The sequence below is a fragment of the Microvirga splendida genome (assembly GCF_016427565.1).
GTDB lineage: Bacteria > Pseudomonadota > Alphaproteobacteria > Rhizobiales > Beijerinckiaceae > Microvirga > Microvirga splendida.
The window spans coordinates 26,173-41,189 of record NZ_JAELXT010000035.1 but is presented as its reverse complement, the minus strand read 5'-3'; the positions used below and the strand labels follow the sequence as shown (position 1 = coordinate 41,189).

Below are 15,017 nucleotides of genomic sequence, written 5' to 3'. Positions count from 1 at the left end.
AACAGATCACCCATCAGCGCCTCCAGAACAGAGACACTGAAGCACTCCTCAGGCCAAATTAATAGGTCCTGAGCCTAAGCCTTCACTTCACCGCGACTGCCACCCTGAAGCCAAAGAATGTTGCATTATTCCGGCCGCTGGCCCGTTTGATTCGGGTTGAAACGTACGCAGGCCGTGATGTTCCGCTTTTTCGAGACCCGCATCGATTTTAGGAAGAAGCCGCCGGAGGAATCGCCGCCGGATACGCTCTGGGGCTTCTACTGGCATTTCATCAAGCAGGCGAAGGGCCTGTTTGCGGCCTTGTTCGCGCTCGGCTTCGTGCTCGCGATCTTTGAGGCGCTGATCCCCTGGCTCATCGGCCGTCTGGTGAACGCCCTCTCGACCACCTCGCCCGAAGGCATCTTTGACGAGGCCGGGCCGCTGCTGATGGCCATGGGGGCGATCATCCTGCTGGTGCGGCCCGTGGGCACCATCCTGTTCCGGCTGCTGGTCAACCATTCGCTCGCCGTCTCCTTCACCACGATGGTGCATTGGCAGAACTACTGGCACGTGGTGCGCCAGCCCCTGGGCTTCTTCCAAGAGGATTTCGCCGGCCGCATCGCCAACCGGGTGCTGCAGACGGGCCGTCCCTTGCGCGAGACCGTGCTGTCCGTGGCGCGGGCCGTCTGGCAGATCCTGATCTTCGGCGCGGCCTCCATCGGGTTGCTGGGAACGCAGGATTGGCGCTTGGCCCTGCCCATGGCCGGGTGGTTCGTGCTCTATGCCACGCTGCTCGGCTTTTCCGTGCCGCGCATCCAGAAGCGCTCGCGCCTCTCCAGCGAGGCGCGCTCCGCCGTCACCGGCAAGGTGGTGGACAGCTTCACCAACATCATGACGGTGAAGCTCTTCGGACGCCGCAAGGACGAGGACGAATACATCAGCGAGGGCTACAGCCGGCTCAACGATGCCTTCATGAGCCAGCAGCGCATCAACACGCTCTACGTGGCCGGGCTCACGTTCCTGAACGCGGTCTTTCTCGTCGCCACCGGGGCCGTGGCCGTGTGGCTCTTCAGCGCCAACCGGGTCGATGCCGGCACCATGACCACGGCGCTGCTGCTCTCCACGCAGATCGTCTCCATGTCGGGCTGGGTGGCCTTCGAGGTCATGGGCATCTTCGAGAACCTGGGCACGGTGCAGGAGGGCATGAAGACCATCTCGCGCCCGCTCACCATGCAGGACAAGCCGACCGCTCGCCCGCTGGCGGTGCCGCGCGGAGAAATCCGCTTCGAGGATGTGACCTTCTCCTACGGCGACGGCGACACGGTCATCGACCGGCTGAACCTCACTTTGAGGCCCGGCGAGAAGATCGGCCTCGTGGGCCGCTCCGGCGTCGGCAAGACCACGCTGGTCAACCTGCTCCTGCGCTTCTTCGTGCCGCAGGATGGCCGCATCCTGATCGACGGCCACGACATCGCCGACGCGCAGGAGGAGAGCCTGCGCGCGCAGATCTCGGTGGTGACGCAGGACACGTCGCTGCTGCACCGCTCGATCCGCGAGAACATCCTCTACGGACGGCCCGATGCCAGCGAGGAGGCGATGCGCGAAGCGGCGCGCCAGGCCCACGCCACCGATTTCATCGAGCGCCTCGTGGACGGTCGCGGGCGGCGCGGCTTCGACGCCCATGTGGGCGAGCGCGGCGTGAAGCTCTCCGGCGGCCAGAGGCAGCGCATCGCGATTGCCCGCGTGATCCTGAAGGATGCGCCCATCCTGATCCTCGACGAGGCCACCTCGGCGCTCGATTCCGAGGTCGAGGCGGCGATCCAGGAATCGCTCGCCACGCTCATGGAGGGCAAGACAGTGATCGCCATCGCGCATCGCCTCTCGACTCTGCAGCTTATGGACCGCCTCATCGTCATGGACGAGGCCCGGATCGTCGAGGAGGGGACGCACGAGGAGCTTCTGGAGAACGGCGGCCTCTATGCCGGCCTCTGGTCGCGCCAGTCGGGCGGATTCCTCACACCGCGCCGGGGCGTGAAGGACGAGACGGTTTGACGGATAGATGGTTTGAATCGTTGGTTGAGCAAACCAACTGGCGCGTCTCCCTCTCCCCGGTGGGAGAGGGTTGGGGTGAGGGTAGGTCGGTGCCGAATATGGTGCTGTGCGATCCGTGTTGAGGCGGAGACGACAGCGCCTTGCTGGTTGACTGTCATTCCCTCACCCCTGCCCCTCTCCCACACGGGAGAGGGGATGCTGTCGCATCGTTGTGCTTCGTGCAGGAAGCGTATCGCCTCGGCATTCCAATCCACTCTTTCCCTTTCACCCCGGCACGATCGCGGATAATCTCCGCGCCATTCCCACCATCCTGGGTTTTCAAACACCATGCATAACGACCGCCTGAGCCTCGATGTCCTTGCCCGCCATGTGGATGCCAAAGCCGAGGATTACTGCGCTTTGAGCGACCGCATCTGGGACGCGCCCGAGCTCGCCTTCGAAGAGCACCGCGCGGTGGCCGAGCAGGTGGCCATGCTGGAGCGCGAGGGCTTCCGCATCACGAAGAATGTCGGCGGCATGGCCACGGCCTTCGTGGCCGAATGGGGCTCCGGCGGTCCCGTGGTCGGGATCCTGGGCGAGTTCGATGCCCTGCCGGATCTGGCGCAGGTCTCCGGCCTCGCCGAGCACAAGCCGACGGTGAGAGGGGCGCCGGGCCATGGCTGCGGCCACAACCTGCTCGGAGCAGGCTCCGCGCTCGCCGCCGTCGCGCTGAAAGATGCGCTGGAAGCCGAGGGCATCGCCGGCACCGTGCGCTATTACGGCTGTCCGGCGGAGGAGAGCGGGTCCGGCAAAACCTTCATGGCCCGCGCCGGCCTGTTCGACGATCTCGATGCCGCCTTCTGCTGGCACCCGAACGTGGTCAACGAGGTCTCGACCACCTCGTCGCTTGCCTGCATCCAGGCCTATTTCCGCTTCCGGGGCCGGGCGGCGCACGCAGCGGCCTCGCCCCATGTGGGCCGCTCGGCGCTCGACGCGGTGGAGCTCATGAATGTGGGCGTGAACTACATGCGCGAGCACATGCCCTCCGATGCCCGCGTGCATTACGCCATCACCAACACCGGCGGCGATGCGCCCAACGTGGTGCAGGCTTATGCCGAGTCGCTCTACCTCGTGCGCTCGCCGCACCTGCCCGACGCGGAGCGCCTGTTCGAGCGCGTGAAGAAGATCGCCGAGGGTGCGGCGCTGATGACGGAGACTTCCGTATCCGTGCAGATCACGGATGCGACCTCCAATGTCGTGCCCAACAAGGCCCTGCAGGAGGCCATGTACGAGAACATGCGCCGCCTCGGCCCGCCCGCCTTCGATGAATCCGATCTCGCCTTTGCGGACAAGCTCCAGAAGTCGGCCCTGACCGAGGAGGAGATTCTCGCGAGCGTGAAGCCGTATGACATGTCCCTCAAGACCAAGGTGCTGCACGACGGCGTGCTCGCCATGCCGGCCCGCGAGGAGGTGATGATGGGCACCACCGATGTGGGCGATGTCAGCTGGATCGTGCCCACGGTGCAGTGCCACACTGCCTGCTTTGCCATCGGCACGCCATTCCACACCTGGCAGCTCGTCACGCAGGGCAACCTGCCGGCGGCGCATAAGGGCATGGTGCTCGCCGCCAAGGCGATGGCGGCCACCGCCGCCGATGTCCTGCGCAACCCCGACCTCGTCGCCCGCGCCAAGGCGGAGCTGCGGGAGCGCACCGGCGGCCGCGCCTATCGCTGCCCGATCCCGGACGACGTCACCCCGGACGATCTGCGCGCGAAGGCGGCCTGAGGTTCACATCCGGCTAACCTTGCAAACGCTCCGGCTCGACACCGGGGCGTTCTTGCATTCAAGCAAAGTCAGCTTGGCTGTCCGAGGGCTCGCCGTGGCGGGAGTGCCGGCTTATTTACGCTCCCAGGAATGGAGAGCGCCATGAAGCTGACCGGAATTCATCATCTCACCGCCGTGACGGCGGATGCGCGCGGCAATCACGCCTTCTACACCCAGACCCTGGGCCTGCGGCTCGTGAAGAAGACGGTGAACCAGGACGATGTGAGCGCCTATCACCTGTTCTATGCGGACGCGCAAGCCTCCCCCGGCACGGACATCACCTTCTTCGACTGGCCCGTGGACCGCGAGCGGCGCGGCACCCACAGCATCGCGCAAACGGCCCTGCGCGTGAACGGGGAGCAGGCCTTGCGATGGTGGAAGGACCGCTTCGACAGCCTCCATGTGCGCAGCGACGAGATCGTCGAGCGCGACGGGCGCCTCTCCCTCGACTTCGAGGATTTCGAGGGCCAGCGCCTGAGCCTCGTCGACGATGGCGGGCAGGGCGAAGCCCATCCGTGGGATCGCAGCCCCGTGCCGGCCGAGCATCAGATCCGCGGCCTGGGCCCGATCCGGATCAGCGTGCCGAAGCTGGAGCGCACGGCCCGGGTCCTGACCGAGGCCATGGATATGCGGGCGGTTCGGGAGTATCGCGTCGGCGACACGCCGGTCCACGTGTTCGCGATGGGCGAGGGCGGCGCTGCTGCGGAATTGCATGTGGCCGTGGAGCCAGGCCTTGCGCCGGCCCGTCCGGGGGCGGGCGGGGTGCATCACGTGGCCTTCCGCACGCCGAACGAGCAGACCTATCAGGAATGCTGGGAGCGCCTGCAATCCCTGAGAGCGCCGTCGAGCGGCCCGGTCGACCGCTATTACTTCCAGAGTCTCTATTTCCGCGAGCCCAACGGCATCCTTTTCGAGATCGCCACCGACGGTCCGGGCTTCGCCACCGACGAGCCTATGGAGAAGCTCGGCGAGCGCCTCGCCCTGCCGCCCTTCCTGGAGCCGCGCCGGGCCGAGATCGAGGCGGGGCTCAAGCCTCTCTAGAAACGGGCATCATCAGCTCTTTCGCGTTCTCCATAAGCCGCCCCGCACCCCCGTGCCGGGCGGCTTTCTCTTGGAACAATGCTTCTTTGCGGCATTGCGCCTCAAGCGCTTCGCGCTCGATCTGCTAAAGAGGTCAAACGGAGGAGAAGTAAGATCTCATAAAGTGTAACAGTGTTTTGATAGTTATTTTGCCTCTCGTGCGGAGTTATGTAAGACTTCGCTCAATTTTCTGTGTTTTGTAGCTTCCATTACTTTTCCGTAGGGGACTTCCATGTCGAGGGCCAAGGTGAGGACGAGTTTACTCGGGGCATTCGCTATGCTCCTTGCAGCCCTGGGGGCAGCCTATGCCGCTTCCCTGCCGGCGCCGGCCGAAAAACCCATCCTGACGATTTCCGGAAAGATCGGCGTCACCAATCGGGATAATACGGCGCAGTTCGATCGAGCCATGCTCGAGGCGCTCGGCACGACCACCATCGAGACCACAACCCCCTGGCACGAAGGCAAGAACACGTTCGAAGGCGTCTCCCTCGACAAGCTGCTGAAGCATGTCGGCGCGACCGGCGAGCGCGTCGTGGTGGTCGCGCTGAACGACTACACCACCGACATCCCGATCGAGGATTTTCGGAAGTTCAACGTGATCCTGGCTCTCAAGCGCAACGGCGAGTACATGCCCGTGCGCGACAAGGGCCCCCTGTTCATCATCTATCCCTACGACAGCAACCCCGATCTGAAGAGCCAGACCTACTATGCCCGATCGGCCTGGCAGGTCGCTCGGATCGACGTGAGATAGCAAGGGTCAGGCAGGGTCCGGAGGCCGCCCATTGTCGCTGCGCACATTTAAAACGGTCATTGCCCTCGTCATCGGGGGCTTCCTGATTGCCGCCGTTTACATTTCGGTGCTGGTCGTTCAGCGCCAAGGCGCTCTGCGGCAGATCTCCGTTTACAATCCGGCCTGGGAGGCAGGGCAGGCCACATCCGAGTTCATGAGGCTGGAACAGCGTCTGGCCGAATTCGCCAGCGGCAAAAGCAGATTCGACAAGGACGAGATCCTGCTGCGCTACGACATCCTGCTCGGGCGAGCGCAGATCCTGAATGAAGGCAGCTTCAAGGACCTTCTGCAGGTCAATCCGGAGCACGGCGAGACTCTTGTCGAGTTTCAGGAAAGGCTTGCAGCGGTGCAGCCCCTGATCGAGGAGATCGACCGGCGGCCGGAGGCGGCACAGGAAGCCCTCGAGATCCTGAGCCCCCTGGAGGGGCCCCTCGCGCAACTCGCATCGGCTTCGCACAACCATGGTGCCGCGCTCGTCCAGAAGGATCAGCAGGAGCTGATCCGGCTGCACTGGGCCTTCTCCGGCATTGCGGCGAGTTTGATCCTCATCGGGATCGTCCTGATCATCCTCCTCAACCGGCACAACCGCCTTCTCGGGCATGCCCATGAGGAGCTGCACGTCCTGGCCCACCAGGATGCGCTGACGGGGCTGCCGAACCGCGTGGTGCTTCGCAACCAGCTGGAGCAGGCGCTGTCGAGCAAGAGGTCGAGCGGGCGCACCATCGCCGTATCCTACCTGGATCTCGATCACTTCAAGGACGTCAACGATTCCTTCGGCCACGAAACGGGCGACGAGTTGCTCAAGGCCGTCGCTGAACGGCTTCGGGACTGCATCCCTGCGAGCGAAGGTCAGGTGCGGAACCTGATCTCCCGCTTCGGCGGCGACGAGTTCGCCATTCTGCAGACGGGCATCCGCCGGCCCGACGAGAGCGCGGCTCTCGCCTCGCGTATCGTGGAGGCCCTGCGCGAGCCGTTCAGCGTCAACGGCCAGGAGATCTTCATCGGCACGAGCATCGGCATCGCCTTGGCTCAAGGTCCTGTCACCTCGAGCCAGATCCTGAAGCATGCGGACATGGCGCTCTATCACGCCAAGGCCGACGGTCGCGGCACGTTCCGCTTCTTCGAGCCGGACATGGATGCGCAGCTGCAGGCCCGCCGCGCGCTGGAGGTCAATCTGCGCAAGGCCATGGGAGCCGGCGAGTTCGAGCTCTTCTATCAGCCTCAGATCAACATCGGGGCCAACGAGATCGGGGGCTACGAGGCCCTGCTGCGCTGGCACCATCCGGAGCGCGGGCTCGTTCCCCCCGGAGAGTTCATCCCGGTCATCGAGAATACGGGGCTGATCGTGCCCTTGGGCGACTGGGTCATCGAGCAGGCCTGCCGGGAGGCTGCGGGCTGGCCCCGGAACATCCATGTGGCCGTCAATCTCTCGCCCGTGCAGTTCCGCAGCCGCGGGCTGGTGCAGAGCGTCAGCCGCGCCCTGGCGGAATCCGGATTGGCCCCGGAGCGGCTGGAGCTGGAGATCACCGAGTCGGTGCTGCTCCAGGACAACGAGATGACCGTCTCCACCCTGCATCAGCTGCGCCGGCTCGGCGTGCGCATCGCCATGGACGATTTCGGAACCGGCTACTCGTCGCTGAGCTACCTGCGCAGCTTTCCGTTCGACAAGATCAAGATCGACCAGTCCTTCGTCCGGGAAATGTCGCAGCGGGCCGATTGCCTGGCGATCGTGCAGTCCGTTGCCAATCTCGGCAGAAGCCTGGGCATGCCCACCGTGGCCGAGGGCGTCGAGACGGAAGATCAGCTGCGCCAGATCCAGGCGGCCGGATGCACCGACGCGCAGGGCTATTATTTCGGGCGTCCCAAGCCTCCACAGGAGCTGGTGCACACCCTGGCTGCTCTCAAGCACACCGTGAAGGTCGCCTGAACCTGAGCCGCCGGGTGATGTTGGTGGGATTCGTGAATTATGATAGGTAAGATTTCTTCACGATCCGCCTGCAGACGCTGCTCTGTGAGAGCGCCCTCATCCACCATCACTGGAGCAAGATGAATGAAGACGTATTGCGAGTTCACGTTCGAAGCCGCTCATTCGGTGGCTCCCTATTCAGGGCTGCACGGTCATACCTTCATTGTGAAGCTCACCTTCGGCGGACCCGTCGACGACGTCTATGGCTGGCCGGTCAATCTCTATGACGTCGAGAACTACATCAAGGAGATCAAGGGCGAGCATGGATCCGGCCTCGATCACGGCAATCTGGATCTGAACACCGAGATCGGGATCGCCTCGCTCGAGAACGTCACCAAGTATATCTGGAAGCTGGTGAAGGAACGCTTCCCCGGCCTCGAGGAGGTCGAGCTCAAGCGCGGCATGGCCGGATCGTCGGAAGGATGCATCTATCGCGGCGAGGGTGCCGCGGCTCGGGAGAGCCTCGCAGCCTGATCGGTTGTGACAATCCAGGACAGGAAAAAGCCGCCTCACCGGGCGGCTTTTTCGCTTCAGGAGCAGGGACTCGCTGCTACGGCGTGTAGCCGAAGGAATACGACACGGTGAGCCCCAAGCCGAACTGGTGCTCCGATCCGAACTCCCGGACGATGGGGCTGTCGGCGGCGTCGCTCACGAGATGCCTGTAGGTGACGAAGGCGGTGGTCGACCATTGCGGCGACCAGTCGTAGCTGACCGCGCCCGTGGCGCCCACCGACGTGATGCCGCCGGACGGGCGGTAGGCCGTCACTGCACCGTTGAGCGCCGCCTCCTCGGGCGTCACGCCGAAATAGGTGCGGGTGAACTCGCCGTCGCCGAGGGACAGCCTCGGACCCAGCGACAGGGTCACGGCGCCGAAGCGCTGCACCGCGTCGAGGCCGAAATCGGCCACGAAGCCCTCATGCCCGCCGAAGCCGCGCCGGATCTCGGCACGGGCGCGCAGGAACTCGAGGGGCCAGTATTCCACGAACACGCCGGGCTCCACCGCCCAGTCGATCTTGTCGAGGCCGACGAGCTCCCGGTTGTCCTTGTAATAGCGTCCGCCCACGAAGCGGCCGACCACGCCGACGCGGAACACGGATTCGTCCAGGAACGAGAAGCTCAGGCCGTCGTCGGGAGCGCTGAAGCGCTCGACCGTTCCCGCACGGCGGAAGCTCAAGGACGGATAGCCGATGACGCTGAAATCGTCGGAGCCCGGATAGGACGGCCCCACCCGCAGGTTGCCCTTCACCGTGACAATCCAGCCCGAGGAACTCTGGATGGGTTCGGGCGAGAACAGGGGATCGGCCGCGTGAGCCAGGCTCGACCCGGCGGTGAGGAAAGCGAGGAGGGCGAGGGATCGGGCTGTGCGCATGATTCTTCCGGCTCGTGGTTCCACCCTGCCGTGGTGGCCCCAAACGGACGTAAGGTCAAGCAAGGGTTTGTCCTATGGTTTCGCGAGTCTGACCGGCCAATCCCGTGTCGAGCAGGGCTGCCGGAGAACCTTTCTTCGAGCTGAACGGTTGTCAGGGGCAGGATCCATGGAGAGCTTCTTGTCCCCGCACCGCGCCAGCAGCCGTCCGCAGCCGGACGAGTTCTATCCCAAGCCGCCCCCGACGGAGCCGGTTCCGGCCATCCCGATGCCGCCCGACACGCCTGCGCCGTCCATGCCGCCCGGCGTCCCGTCCTCCCTGCCGGAGCAGCCGCCGGAGCCGGACAAGCCGGTGCTTCATCCGACGCCTCAGCCGGAGGTGCCCTGAGGAGGCGGCCGAGGTCACCGCGAGAGACATGCCGTTCTCCTGCGCTCGGGACAGATCATGATCAAAGCAGCGATTTTCGACATCGACGGCACGCTCATCGACACCGTGGATCTTCACGCCGAAGCCTGGGTCAAGGCGCTCCGGCATTTCGGCTACGAGATCGCCTTCTCCGACCTGCGTTCGCAGATCGGCAAGGGCGGCGACCAGATCCTGCACGGGCTTCTGCCGCCTGATGTGATCGAGCAGCGGGGCGACGAGATCACGGACTACCGCTCCGATCTCTTCAAGCGCGAGTACCTTCATCGCGCGCGCGCCTTTCCCGCTGTCCGCGAACTCTTCGAGCGCACTCGCGCGACAGGGCAGAAAGCGGTGCTGGCGTCGTCCGGCAACGCGGACGAGGTCGAACGGTACAAGGACATCGCAGGCATCGCCGACCTCATCGACTCGGCCACGTCGTCTGACGACGCGGAGCGCTCGAAGCCCTTCCCCGATATCTTCGAGGCGGCGCTCGCGAAGCTCGCTCCGCTGACGTCGGACGAGGCGGTGGTGATCGGCGATACGCCCTACGATGCGGAGGCCGCCCGCAAGGCGCAGATGAAATCCATCGGCGTGCTGTCCGGGGGCTTCACCGAGCAGGCCCTGAGGGATGCCGGCTGCATCGCGGTCTACCGCGATGTCGAGGATCTGCTGCGCCACTATGACAGCTCGCCGCTGGCCTCCTGATGCCGATGAAAGCCTCCTCCGTCAGGAGGCGGAGGCGCCCGGCATATCGGAGGCGCCCTGCACCCGAAGATTGTTCTGGACGTGCGAGATGCCCGATGCCAGTTCCGCCAGGTCCTCGGCGCGGCGCTTGAGGCCGCGGCTCGTGACGGTGCCGGTGAGGGTGACCTCGCCGTCCTTGACGGCGACCTCGATGTCCGAGGCGTCGATGAACGGATCCTCGGTCAGGCGCTCGCACACATCCTCATGGATGCGCTCGTCGGAGCGACGGTAGCCCTTGGGGCCGCGGCCGCGATGCTCGCCGGACGAGGAGCGCCGGTCATCCCGACCGGTGCGGACATCGGCGTCGTTCGGATCGCGGGTGCCGAAGGCGCCGTAGCCGGAGCGGGGCCGGCTGTAGCCGGGATCGAAGCCTTCGTCGTCCGGCGGGCCGCCCCGTCCGTCATCGATCACGCCGCCGGTAAACGGGTCGGCATCGCTGCCGTAGCCGCCGGGATATTCACGGCCCTCGCCGCGGAAGCCCACGGCGCCCTGGGGAACGTCACCGTAGCCGTTGTCGTCGTCGAAGGGGTTCCGGTTCCTGCGGCGGGTGTCTACCATGGCTCATGCTCCTGTGATTGCAGGAGCAACCACCCGGCTTGCCCGTGGTTCCACACGACGACCTCACCGCAGCGAAGAGCATTCCAGCCCCATGAAAGCCGCGCAACGCATCAAGCTCTTCGAGGATGTCTATGCCCGCGACGGAGCGCGCTGCGTCTATTGCGGGATCCCCGCGCGCCGTCCCGGCCCCGGTGTGAAACGCGCCCCGGATCTTGCGACCCTCGACCATGTGCATCCGCGATCCTTCGGCGGCCCGCTCACCCCCGGCAACCTCGTCCTGGCCTGCTCCGCCTGCAACAACGAGCGCGGCACCATGGACGCCGAGGCGTTCAGGATTCTCAAGGCGGGCAATTCCACAGCCTGAGCGCCGGCCGCGGATGTGGAACAGGGCTGTCCGCACCGACGTTCGACAGCCGGATGTTTTTGTCGAACGGAGGCAGCGATGAACATCGAGGGTCAAGTGCGCGAAGCCATCCTGGCGGAGCTGAAGCGCCAGTCCGAGGCCGGCGAGAAGGGCCTGCGCGTCAGGACCGGCGAGGCCGAGACGATCACCATCGAAGGCCAGGTCAATCTCGACGAACTTACCATGGCGGTGGTGGGGTCGCTCGCCGGCGGGCCCTGAATGTTCAGGCGCGGGCCGCCGCCACGCCGGCTTCCGCCGAAGCTGCCTCCTGCTCGGGGCTCAGGGCCAGGTAGCGGAGGCGGTGCCGCTCGGTGGGAGCGCCCTCCAGGAGCGCGAGGCTCTTTTCCATGTCGCGCTGCCCGGCGGCCCAGCGGTCGCGGATCGAGGACGGCGAGTAGTCGAAGGTCTTTCCCGCGCGCTCGTCGCTTCCCGCGAAATAAGCCAAGTGCAGCAGCGTGGCCTGGGGGCCGTCGGGCTCCAGCTTTTCACGAAGGGCGTATTCACGCTTGAGCCCGCTCAGGGTCCGTCGCGTGGGGCTTGCGAAGATCAGGTCGTTGACGCGTTCCGCAGCTGCATCGAGCGAGGCCGGACGCGCGGCATGCAGGCTGAACAGCTCGACCGCGATGCAGGTGAAATCCTCCTTCAGGGGCTCCGCGAAGGGCACCTCGAGAGGCAGGTTGTTGGTGTAGCCCGGATCGCAGAGCAGGCGCCCTTCGATCTCGACCGGCGGAAAGATCGGCGTGATGGCGGAACTCGCCAGGAGGTGTTCGGGCGTGAGCTTTTCGCGGGTGTTGTCGAAGAGAACATCGTCGCCGGTTTCGAGATCGACGCAGCCGATAGTGAGGCGAATCTCGGCCCGGTTCAGCCGGTCGAAGTCGACGAGCCGTTCCAGTGTCCGCTGAAGCGGGGTGTGATCGTAGAGCGCCACGTCGCTCGGCATCCAGGGCAGCATGGACAGCATGCCGGGAAAACGGTGCCCGAACAGGCCGGGCCGGCCGAACAGGAGCGCCGTGATCGTGTGAAGCTCGTTGTAGGTGTGCCGAATCTTCGTGCCGCGCCCGAGCAGGCCCGGCGTGCTGATCATCGCCTCGTCCCAGAACGCCTTGAGGCGCGGCAGGCGATCCTCCGGCGCGTTGCCGGCGATGATGGCTCCCGTGACGGCCCCGATGGACCCGCCGACGATCCATTGCGGCTCGATCTCCCGCTGCTGCAGGTGTTCATAGGCGCCCGCGAGATAGGAGCCCAGCGCATTGCCGCCGCCGAGCACGAGAGTGAGCTGCTGGTCCCGATCCAGCTTCGATGACGCAGTCATGTGAGTGCCCTGGTAAGAAAAGCCTGCCGGATTTGAAATGGTACTCCCATGCGGGCATAGGAGAGGGCAGGGAACGCAGGCGGGCGGCAGCGGTTCCGCGACAGGCACGATGGGAGAGGGACATGGCCAAGCAGGATATTGCGATCGAGACCCGGGACGGAACAGCCAAGGCCGGCCTGTTCCAGCCGGGCCGCCGGCCTGCGGCGGAGGCGCCCGGCGTGATCCTCTACATGGATGCCTTCGGGCCTCGCCCCGCGCTCGATGCCATGGCCGAGCGCCTGGCGGGCGAGGGTTATGTCGTACTCCTGCCCGATCTCTTCTACCGCTACGGCGATTACGGCCCCTTCGATGCCAGGACGGCTTTCAGCGAAGAGCCCACCCGCACCACGTTGCGGAGCATGATCGGCGGCACGACCCAGGACATGACCCGGCGCGACAGTGCGGCCTTTCTCGAGGCGCTGACCCAAGCGGGAGCCACGGGCCGGATCGGCACCGTCGGCTATTGCATGGGCGGCAGCCGTGCCATCCACGCGGCAGCGGCCTATCCGGAGCGCATCGCGGCTGCGGCGAGCTTCCACGGCGGGCGCCTGGCCAACGATGCGCCCGACAGCCCGCACCTGCACGTGGCGACGATCAAAGGCCACGTCTATGTGGGCAGCGCCGGCATCGACGAGAGCTTCCCGCCCGAGCAGTCGGCGCGTCTCGCGGAGGCCCTGCGCCGGGCCGAGATCGACCACGTGATCGAGAACTATGTCGGCATGGCTCATGGCTGGGCCGTTCCAGACAACAGGGTCTATGACGAGCGCGGCGCCGAGCGGCACTGGAAGCGCCTGCTCACGCTGTTCGACGAGACGCTGCGCTAGACCGGCTTTGTGGCCTTCGGCGGCAGGGGGAACAGGCCGGTGAAACGCCGGGCGAGGGCGCGGTCGCCCTCGACCTGAAGGGCTCCTGCCTCTTCCAGCACTTCAAGCGGTTGACCGCCATAGATCGCGCCCGCCAGGACCGGCGGCGTGCCTGTGAAAATCAGGTCGGCGCCGTCCAGAGCGCTGCGGCCGATCTCGATCTGCCCGTCTGTCAGATGCGCGAGAAACGTCTCCTCGCCGAGGCGGAAGCCCACCCGCGCCTCCAGGCCTTTCGCCCGCTCGGAATCGAGCATGGTTCGCAAGGACAGCAGGAAGGATGCGGTGCTGAACGGCAGGGTCGGGTCATGCAGGGGCGAGCGCGCCGCCCAGCGGCCGAGGGCCTGGAAGATCGGCTCGCTCTCGTAGCCCCATTCGGTCAATTCGTAGACCTGCGCCGCAGCAGGCGGCGGCAGCTTTCGCCGCACCAGAACGCCGGCCGCCTCCAGGCCTTCGAGCCGCTGCGTGAGCACATTGGCGCTGATCCCCGGCAGGCTCTCGCGCAGGTCGCTGAAGCGCTTCGGCCCCATCATGAGCTCGCGCATCACCAGAAGCGCCCAGCGCTCGCCCACGAGGTCGAGGGCGTGAGCCGCCGCACAGGCGTCTTCGTAATGGCGTCTGGAGCGGGCTTCCGGCTCTTTAGTTATTTTTTCTAACTTCATAGTTGCTATTCATAACTTAACGTGGAATCAATGTCAAAACCAAGCCAGGGGAGAGACCCAATGTCCAAACTGATCTTTGTGAACCTGCCCGTCAGCGACCTGTCCCGGTCGATGGCGTTCTATGCGGCGCTGGGCGCCGTCAACAACGAGCAGTTCACCGACCACACCGCCGCCTGCATGGTCTTTTCCGAGACCATTCACGTGATGCTCCTGACCCACGACAAATTCCGCCAGTTCACGCCGAAGACAATCGCGAATGCGCGGGAGACCACGGAAGTGCTGATCTGCATCTCGGCCGAAAGCCGCGATGCCGTTGACGACACGATGAGCCGAGCCGAAGGGGCCGGCGGCACTGTCGATATCGGCCCGAAGCAGGATTACGGCTTCATGTATGGCCGCAGCTTCGAGGACCTCGACGGCCACATCTGGGAAGTGATGTGGATGGACATGGACGCCGCCAAGGAGGCCATGGGCGAGATGGCATCGGCCTGACGGTCGACCGGCCAAGGCGAAGACCGGCAGGCCGAAGGGACCTGCGTGGAACACAGGAGGGAAGACGATGCGCGTGATGGTTCTGGTGAAAGCGACGAAGGACAGCGAGGCGGGCATCATGCCCTCGACCGAGCTCCTCGAGGCCATGGGCAAGTTCAACGAGGAACTGGTCAATGCCGGCATCATGCGGGCCGGCGACGGGCTGAAGCCTTCGTCTCAAGGCAAACGCGTGGCCTTCGACGGCCCGAACCGCAAGGTCATCGACGGGCCTTTTGCCCAGACCAGTGAGCTGGTTGCCGGCTACTGGCTCTGGGAGGTCAAGGACATGGCCGAGGCGGTCGAGTGGGTGAAGCGCTGCCCGAACCCCATGCCCGGCCCGAGTGAGATCGAGATTCGTCCGTTCTATGAAATGGCGGATTTTGCAGAGGCCATGACGCCCGAGGTCTCCGAACGGTTCGACCGGACGAGCGAAAAGCTGGCCGGCCGCTGACATCCCGTCGGCTGC

Annotated in this window: 17 protein-coding genes; 13 read left to right on the top strand and 4 right to left on the bottom strand. The window is 65.3% G+C overall.

Going from position 1 to position 15,017, the window contains the following annotated elements; translation table 11 throughout:
* The first annotated feature begins 177 nt into the window (after positions 1 to 177).
* From JAO75_RS21480 to JAO75_RS21455, 6 genes are all read left to right on the top strand, one after another.
* Positions 178 to 2,031: an ABC transporter ATP-binding protein gene (locus tag JAO75_RS21480; protein ID WP_199051190.1), complete on the top strand. Its 1,854-nt coding sequence runs from the start codon at positions 178 to 180 to the stop codon at positions 2,029 to 2,031.
* 327 nt (positions 2,032 to 2,358) lie between these two features.
* Positions 2,359 to 3,795: a M20 family metallopeptidase gene (locus JAO75_RS21475; RefSeq protein WP_199051189.1), complete on the top strand. Its 1,437-nt coding sequence runs from the start codon at positions 2,359 to 2,361 to the stop codon at positions 3,793 to 3,795.
* Positions 3,796 to 3,936: 141 nt separating this feature from the next.
* Positions 3,937 to 4,875 carry a ring-cleaving dioxygenase gene (locus tag JAO75_RS21470; protein WP_199051188.1) on the top strand — a complete coding sequence of 313 codons (939 nt, stop codon included), beginning with the start codon at positions 3,937 to 3,939 and terminating at the stop codon, positions 4,873 to 4,875.
* Between the two features lie 271 nt (positions 4,876 to 5,146).
* Positions 5,147 to 5,665 (top strand): putative pterin-binding protein, encoded by a 519-nt coding sequence (locus tag JAO75_RS21465; protein WP_199051187.1) that lies wholly within the window; start codon positions 5,147 to 5,149, stop codon positions 5,663 to 5,665.
* Positions 5,666 to 5,696: 31 nt separating this feature from the next.
* Complete coding sequence (locus tag JAO75_RS21460) at positions 5,697 to 7,631, top strand: putative bifunctional diguanylate cyclase/phosphodiesterase (RefSeq protein ID WP_199051186.1); 1,935 nt, start codon at positions 5,697 to 5,699, stop codon at positions 7,629 to 7,631.
* 123 nt (positions 7,632 to 7,754) lie between these two features.
* On the top strand, positions 7,755 to 8,144 hold the full coding sequence (locus tag JAO75_RS21455) for a 6-carboxytetrahydropterin synthase (RefSeq protein ID WP_199051185.1): 390 nt from the start codon (positions 7,755 to 7,757) through the stop codon (positions 8,142 to 8,144).
* A 76-nt stretch (positions 8,145 to 8,220) separates the two neighbouring features.
* Here the strand turns inward: JAO75_RS21455 and JAO75_RS21450 are convergent, their stop codons facing one another.
* Complete coding sequence (locus tag JAO75_RS21450) at positions 8,221 to 9,039, bottom strand: MipA/OmpV family protein (protein WP_199051184.1); 819 nt, start codon at positions 9,037 to 9,039, stop codon at positions 8,221 to 8,223.
* Between the two features lie 178 nt (positions 9,040 to 9,217).
* Between JAO75_RS21450 and JAO75_RS21445 the strand changes: the two genes are divergently transcribed.
* Positions 9,218 to 9,424, top strand: a complete 207-nt coding sequence (locus tag JAO75_RS21445) for a hypothetical protein (protein WP_199051183.1) — start codon at positions 9,218 to 9,220, stop codon at positions 9,422 to 9,424.
* 57 nt (positions 9,425 to 9,481) lie between these two features.
* Complete coding sequence (locus JAO75_RS21440; protein ID WP_199051182.1) at positions 9,482 to 10,147, top strand: HAD family hydrolase; 666 nt, start codon at positions 9,482 to 9,484, stop codon at positions 10,145 to 10,147.
* A 21-nt stretch (positions 10,148 to 10,168) separates the two neighbouring features.
* Here the strand turns inward: JAO75_RS21440 and JAO75_RS21435 are convergent, their stop codons facing one another.
* Positions 10,169 to 10,744, bottom strand: coding sequence for a BON domain-containing protein (locus JAO75_RS21435; protein WP_199051181.1), 576 nt, complete (start codon positions 10,742 to 10,744; stop codon positions 10,169 to 10,171).
* A gap of 91 nt (positions 10,745 to 10,835) precedes the next feature.
* Here JAO75_RS21435 and JAO75_RS21430 point away from each other — a divergent pair, with 91 nt between their 5' ends.
* Positions 10,836 to 11,108, top strand: coding sequence for an HNH endonuclease (locus JAO75_RS21430; RefSeq protein ID WP_199051180.1), 273 nt, complete (start codon positions 10,836 to 10,838; stop codon positions 11,106 to 11,108).
* Positions 11,109 to 11,186: 78 nt separating this feature from the next.
* Positions 11,187 to 11,366: a hypothetical protein gene (locus tag JAO75_RS21425; protein WP_199051179.1), complete on the top strand. Its 180-nt coding sequence runs from the start codon at positions 11,187 to 11,189 to the stop codon at positions 11,364 to 11,366.
* Positions 11,367 to 11,370: 4 nt separating this feature from the next.
* Here JAO75_RS21425 and JAO75_RS21420 read toward each other — a convergent pair whose 3' ends face one another.
* Complete coding sequence (locus JAO75_RS21420) at positions 11,371 to 12,459, bottom strand: patatin-like phospholipase family protein (protein ID WP_199051178.1); 1,089 nt, start codon at positions 12,457 to 12,459, stop codon at positions 11,371 to 11,373.
* 122 nt (positions 12,460 to 12,581) lie between these two features.
* Here JAO75_RS21420 and JAO75_RS21415 point away from each other — a divergent pair, with 122 nt between their 5' ends.
* A complete protein-coding gene (locus JAO75_RS21415) occupies positions 12,582 to 13,322 on the top strand; it encodes a dienelactone hydrolase family protein (protein WP_199051177.1) in 741 nt (246 codons plus the stop codon).
* Here JAO75_RS21415 and JAO75_RS21410 read toward each other — a convergent pair.
* Positions 13,319 to 14,020, bottom strand: coding sequence for a winged helix-turn-helix transcriptional regulator (locus tag JAO75_RS21410; RefSeq protein ID WP_199051176.1), 702 nt, complete (start codon positions 14,018 to 14,020; stop codon positions 13,319 to 13,321). The genes JAO75_RS21415 and JAO75_RS21410 overlap by 4 nt on opposite strands.
* A 60-nt stretch (positions 14,021 to 14,080) precedes the next feature.
* Here JAO75_RS21410 and JAO75_RS21405 point away from each other — a divergent pair, with 60 nt between their 5' ends.
* A complete protein-coding gene (locus JAO75_RS21405) occupies positions 14,081 to 14,512 on the top strand; it encodes a VOC family protein (RefSeq protein WP_199051175.1) in 432 nt (143 codons plus the stop codon).
* Between the two features lie 67 nt (positions 14,513 to 14,579).
* A complete protein-coding gene (locus tag JAO75_RS21400) occupies positions 14,580 to 15,002 on the top strand; it encodes a YciI family protein (protein WP_199051174.1) in 423 nt (140 codons plus the stop codon).
* The last annotated feature ends 15 nt before the right edge of the window (positions 15,003 to 15,017 follow it).

What these genes read in the sequence shown, in the direction of transcription:
- JAO75_RS21480 (WP_199051190.1), top strand. Translation starts at nt 178, where the DNA reads ATGTTCCGCTTTTTCGAGACCCGCATCGATTTTAGGAAGAAGCCGCCG.
- JAO75_RS21475 (WP_199051189.1), top strand. Translation starts at nt 2,359, where the DNA reads ATGCATAACGACCGCCTGAGCCTCGATGTCCTTGCCCGCCATGTGGAT.
- JAO75_RS21470 (WP_199051188.1), top strand. Translation starts at nt 3,937, where the DNA reads ATGAAGCTGACCGGAATTCATCATCTCACCGCCGTGACGGCGGATGCG.
- JAO75_RS21465 (WP_199051187.1), top strand. Translation starts at nt 5,147, where the DNA reads ATGTCGAGGGCCAAGGTGAGGACGAGTTTACTCGGGGCATTCGCTATG.
- JAO75_RS21455 (WP_199051185.1), top strand. Translation starts at nt 7,755, where the DNA reads ATGAAGACGTATTGCGAGTTCACGTTCGAAGCCGCTCATTCGGTGGCT.
- JAO75_RS21450 (WP_199051184.1), bottom strand. Translation starts at nt 9,039, where the DNA reads ATGCGCACAGCCCGATCCCTCGCCCTCCTCGCTTTCCTCACCGCCGGG.
- JAO75_RS21440 (WP_199051182.1), top strand. Translation starts at nt 9,482, where the DNA reads ATGATCAAAGCAGCGATTTTCGACATCGACGGCACGCTCATCGACACC.
- JAO75_RS21435 (WP_199051181.1), bottom strand. Translation starts at nt 10,744, where the DNA reads ATGGTAGACACCCGCCGCAGGAACCGGAACCCCTTCGACGACGACAAC.
- JAO75_RS21430 (WP_199051180.1), top strand. Translation starts at nt 10,836, where the DNA reads ATGAAAGCCGCGCAACGCATCAAGCTCTTCGAGGATGTCTATGCCCGC.
- JAO75_RS21425 (WP_199051179.1), top strand. Translation starts at nt 11,187, where the DNA reads ATGAACATCGAGGGTCAAGTGCGCGAAGCCATCCTGGCGGAGCTGAAG.
- JAO75_RS21420 (WP_199051178.1), bottom strand. Translation starts at nt 12,459, where the DNA reads ATGACTGCGTCATCGAAGCTGGATCGGGACCAGCAGCTCACTCTCGTG.
- JAO75_RS21415 (WP_199051177.1), top strand. Translation starts at nt 12,582, where the DNA reads ATGGCCAAGCAGGATATTGCGATCGAGACCCGGGACGGAACAGCCAAG.
- JAO75_RS21410 (WP_199051176.1), bottom strand. Translation starts at nt 14,020, where the DNA reads ATGAAGTTAGAAAAAATAACTAAAGAGCCGGAAGCCCGCTCCAGACGC.
- JAO75_RS21405 (WP_199051175.1), top strand. Translation starts at nt 14,081, where the DNA reads ATGTCCAAACTGATCTTTGTGAACCTGCCCGTCAGCGACCTGTCCCGG.
- JAO75_RS21400 (WP_199051174.1), top strand. Translation starts at nt 14,580, where the DNA reads ATGCGCGTGATGGTTCTGGTGAAAGCGACGAAGGACAGCGAGGCGGGC.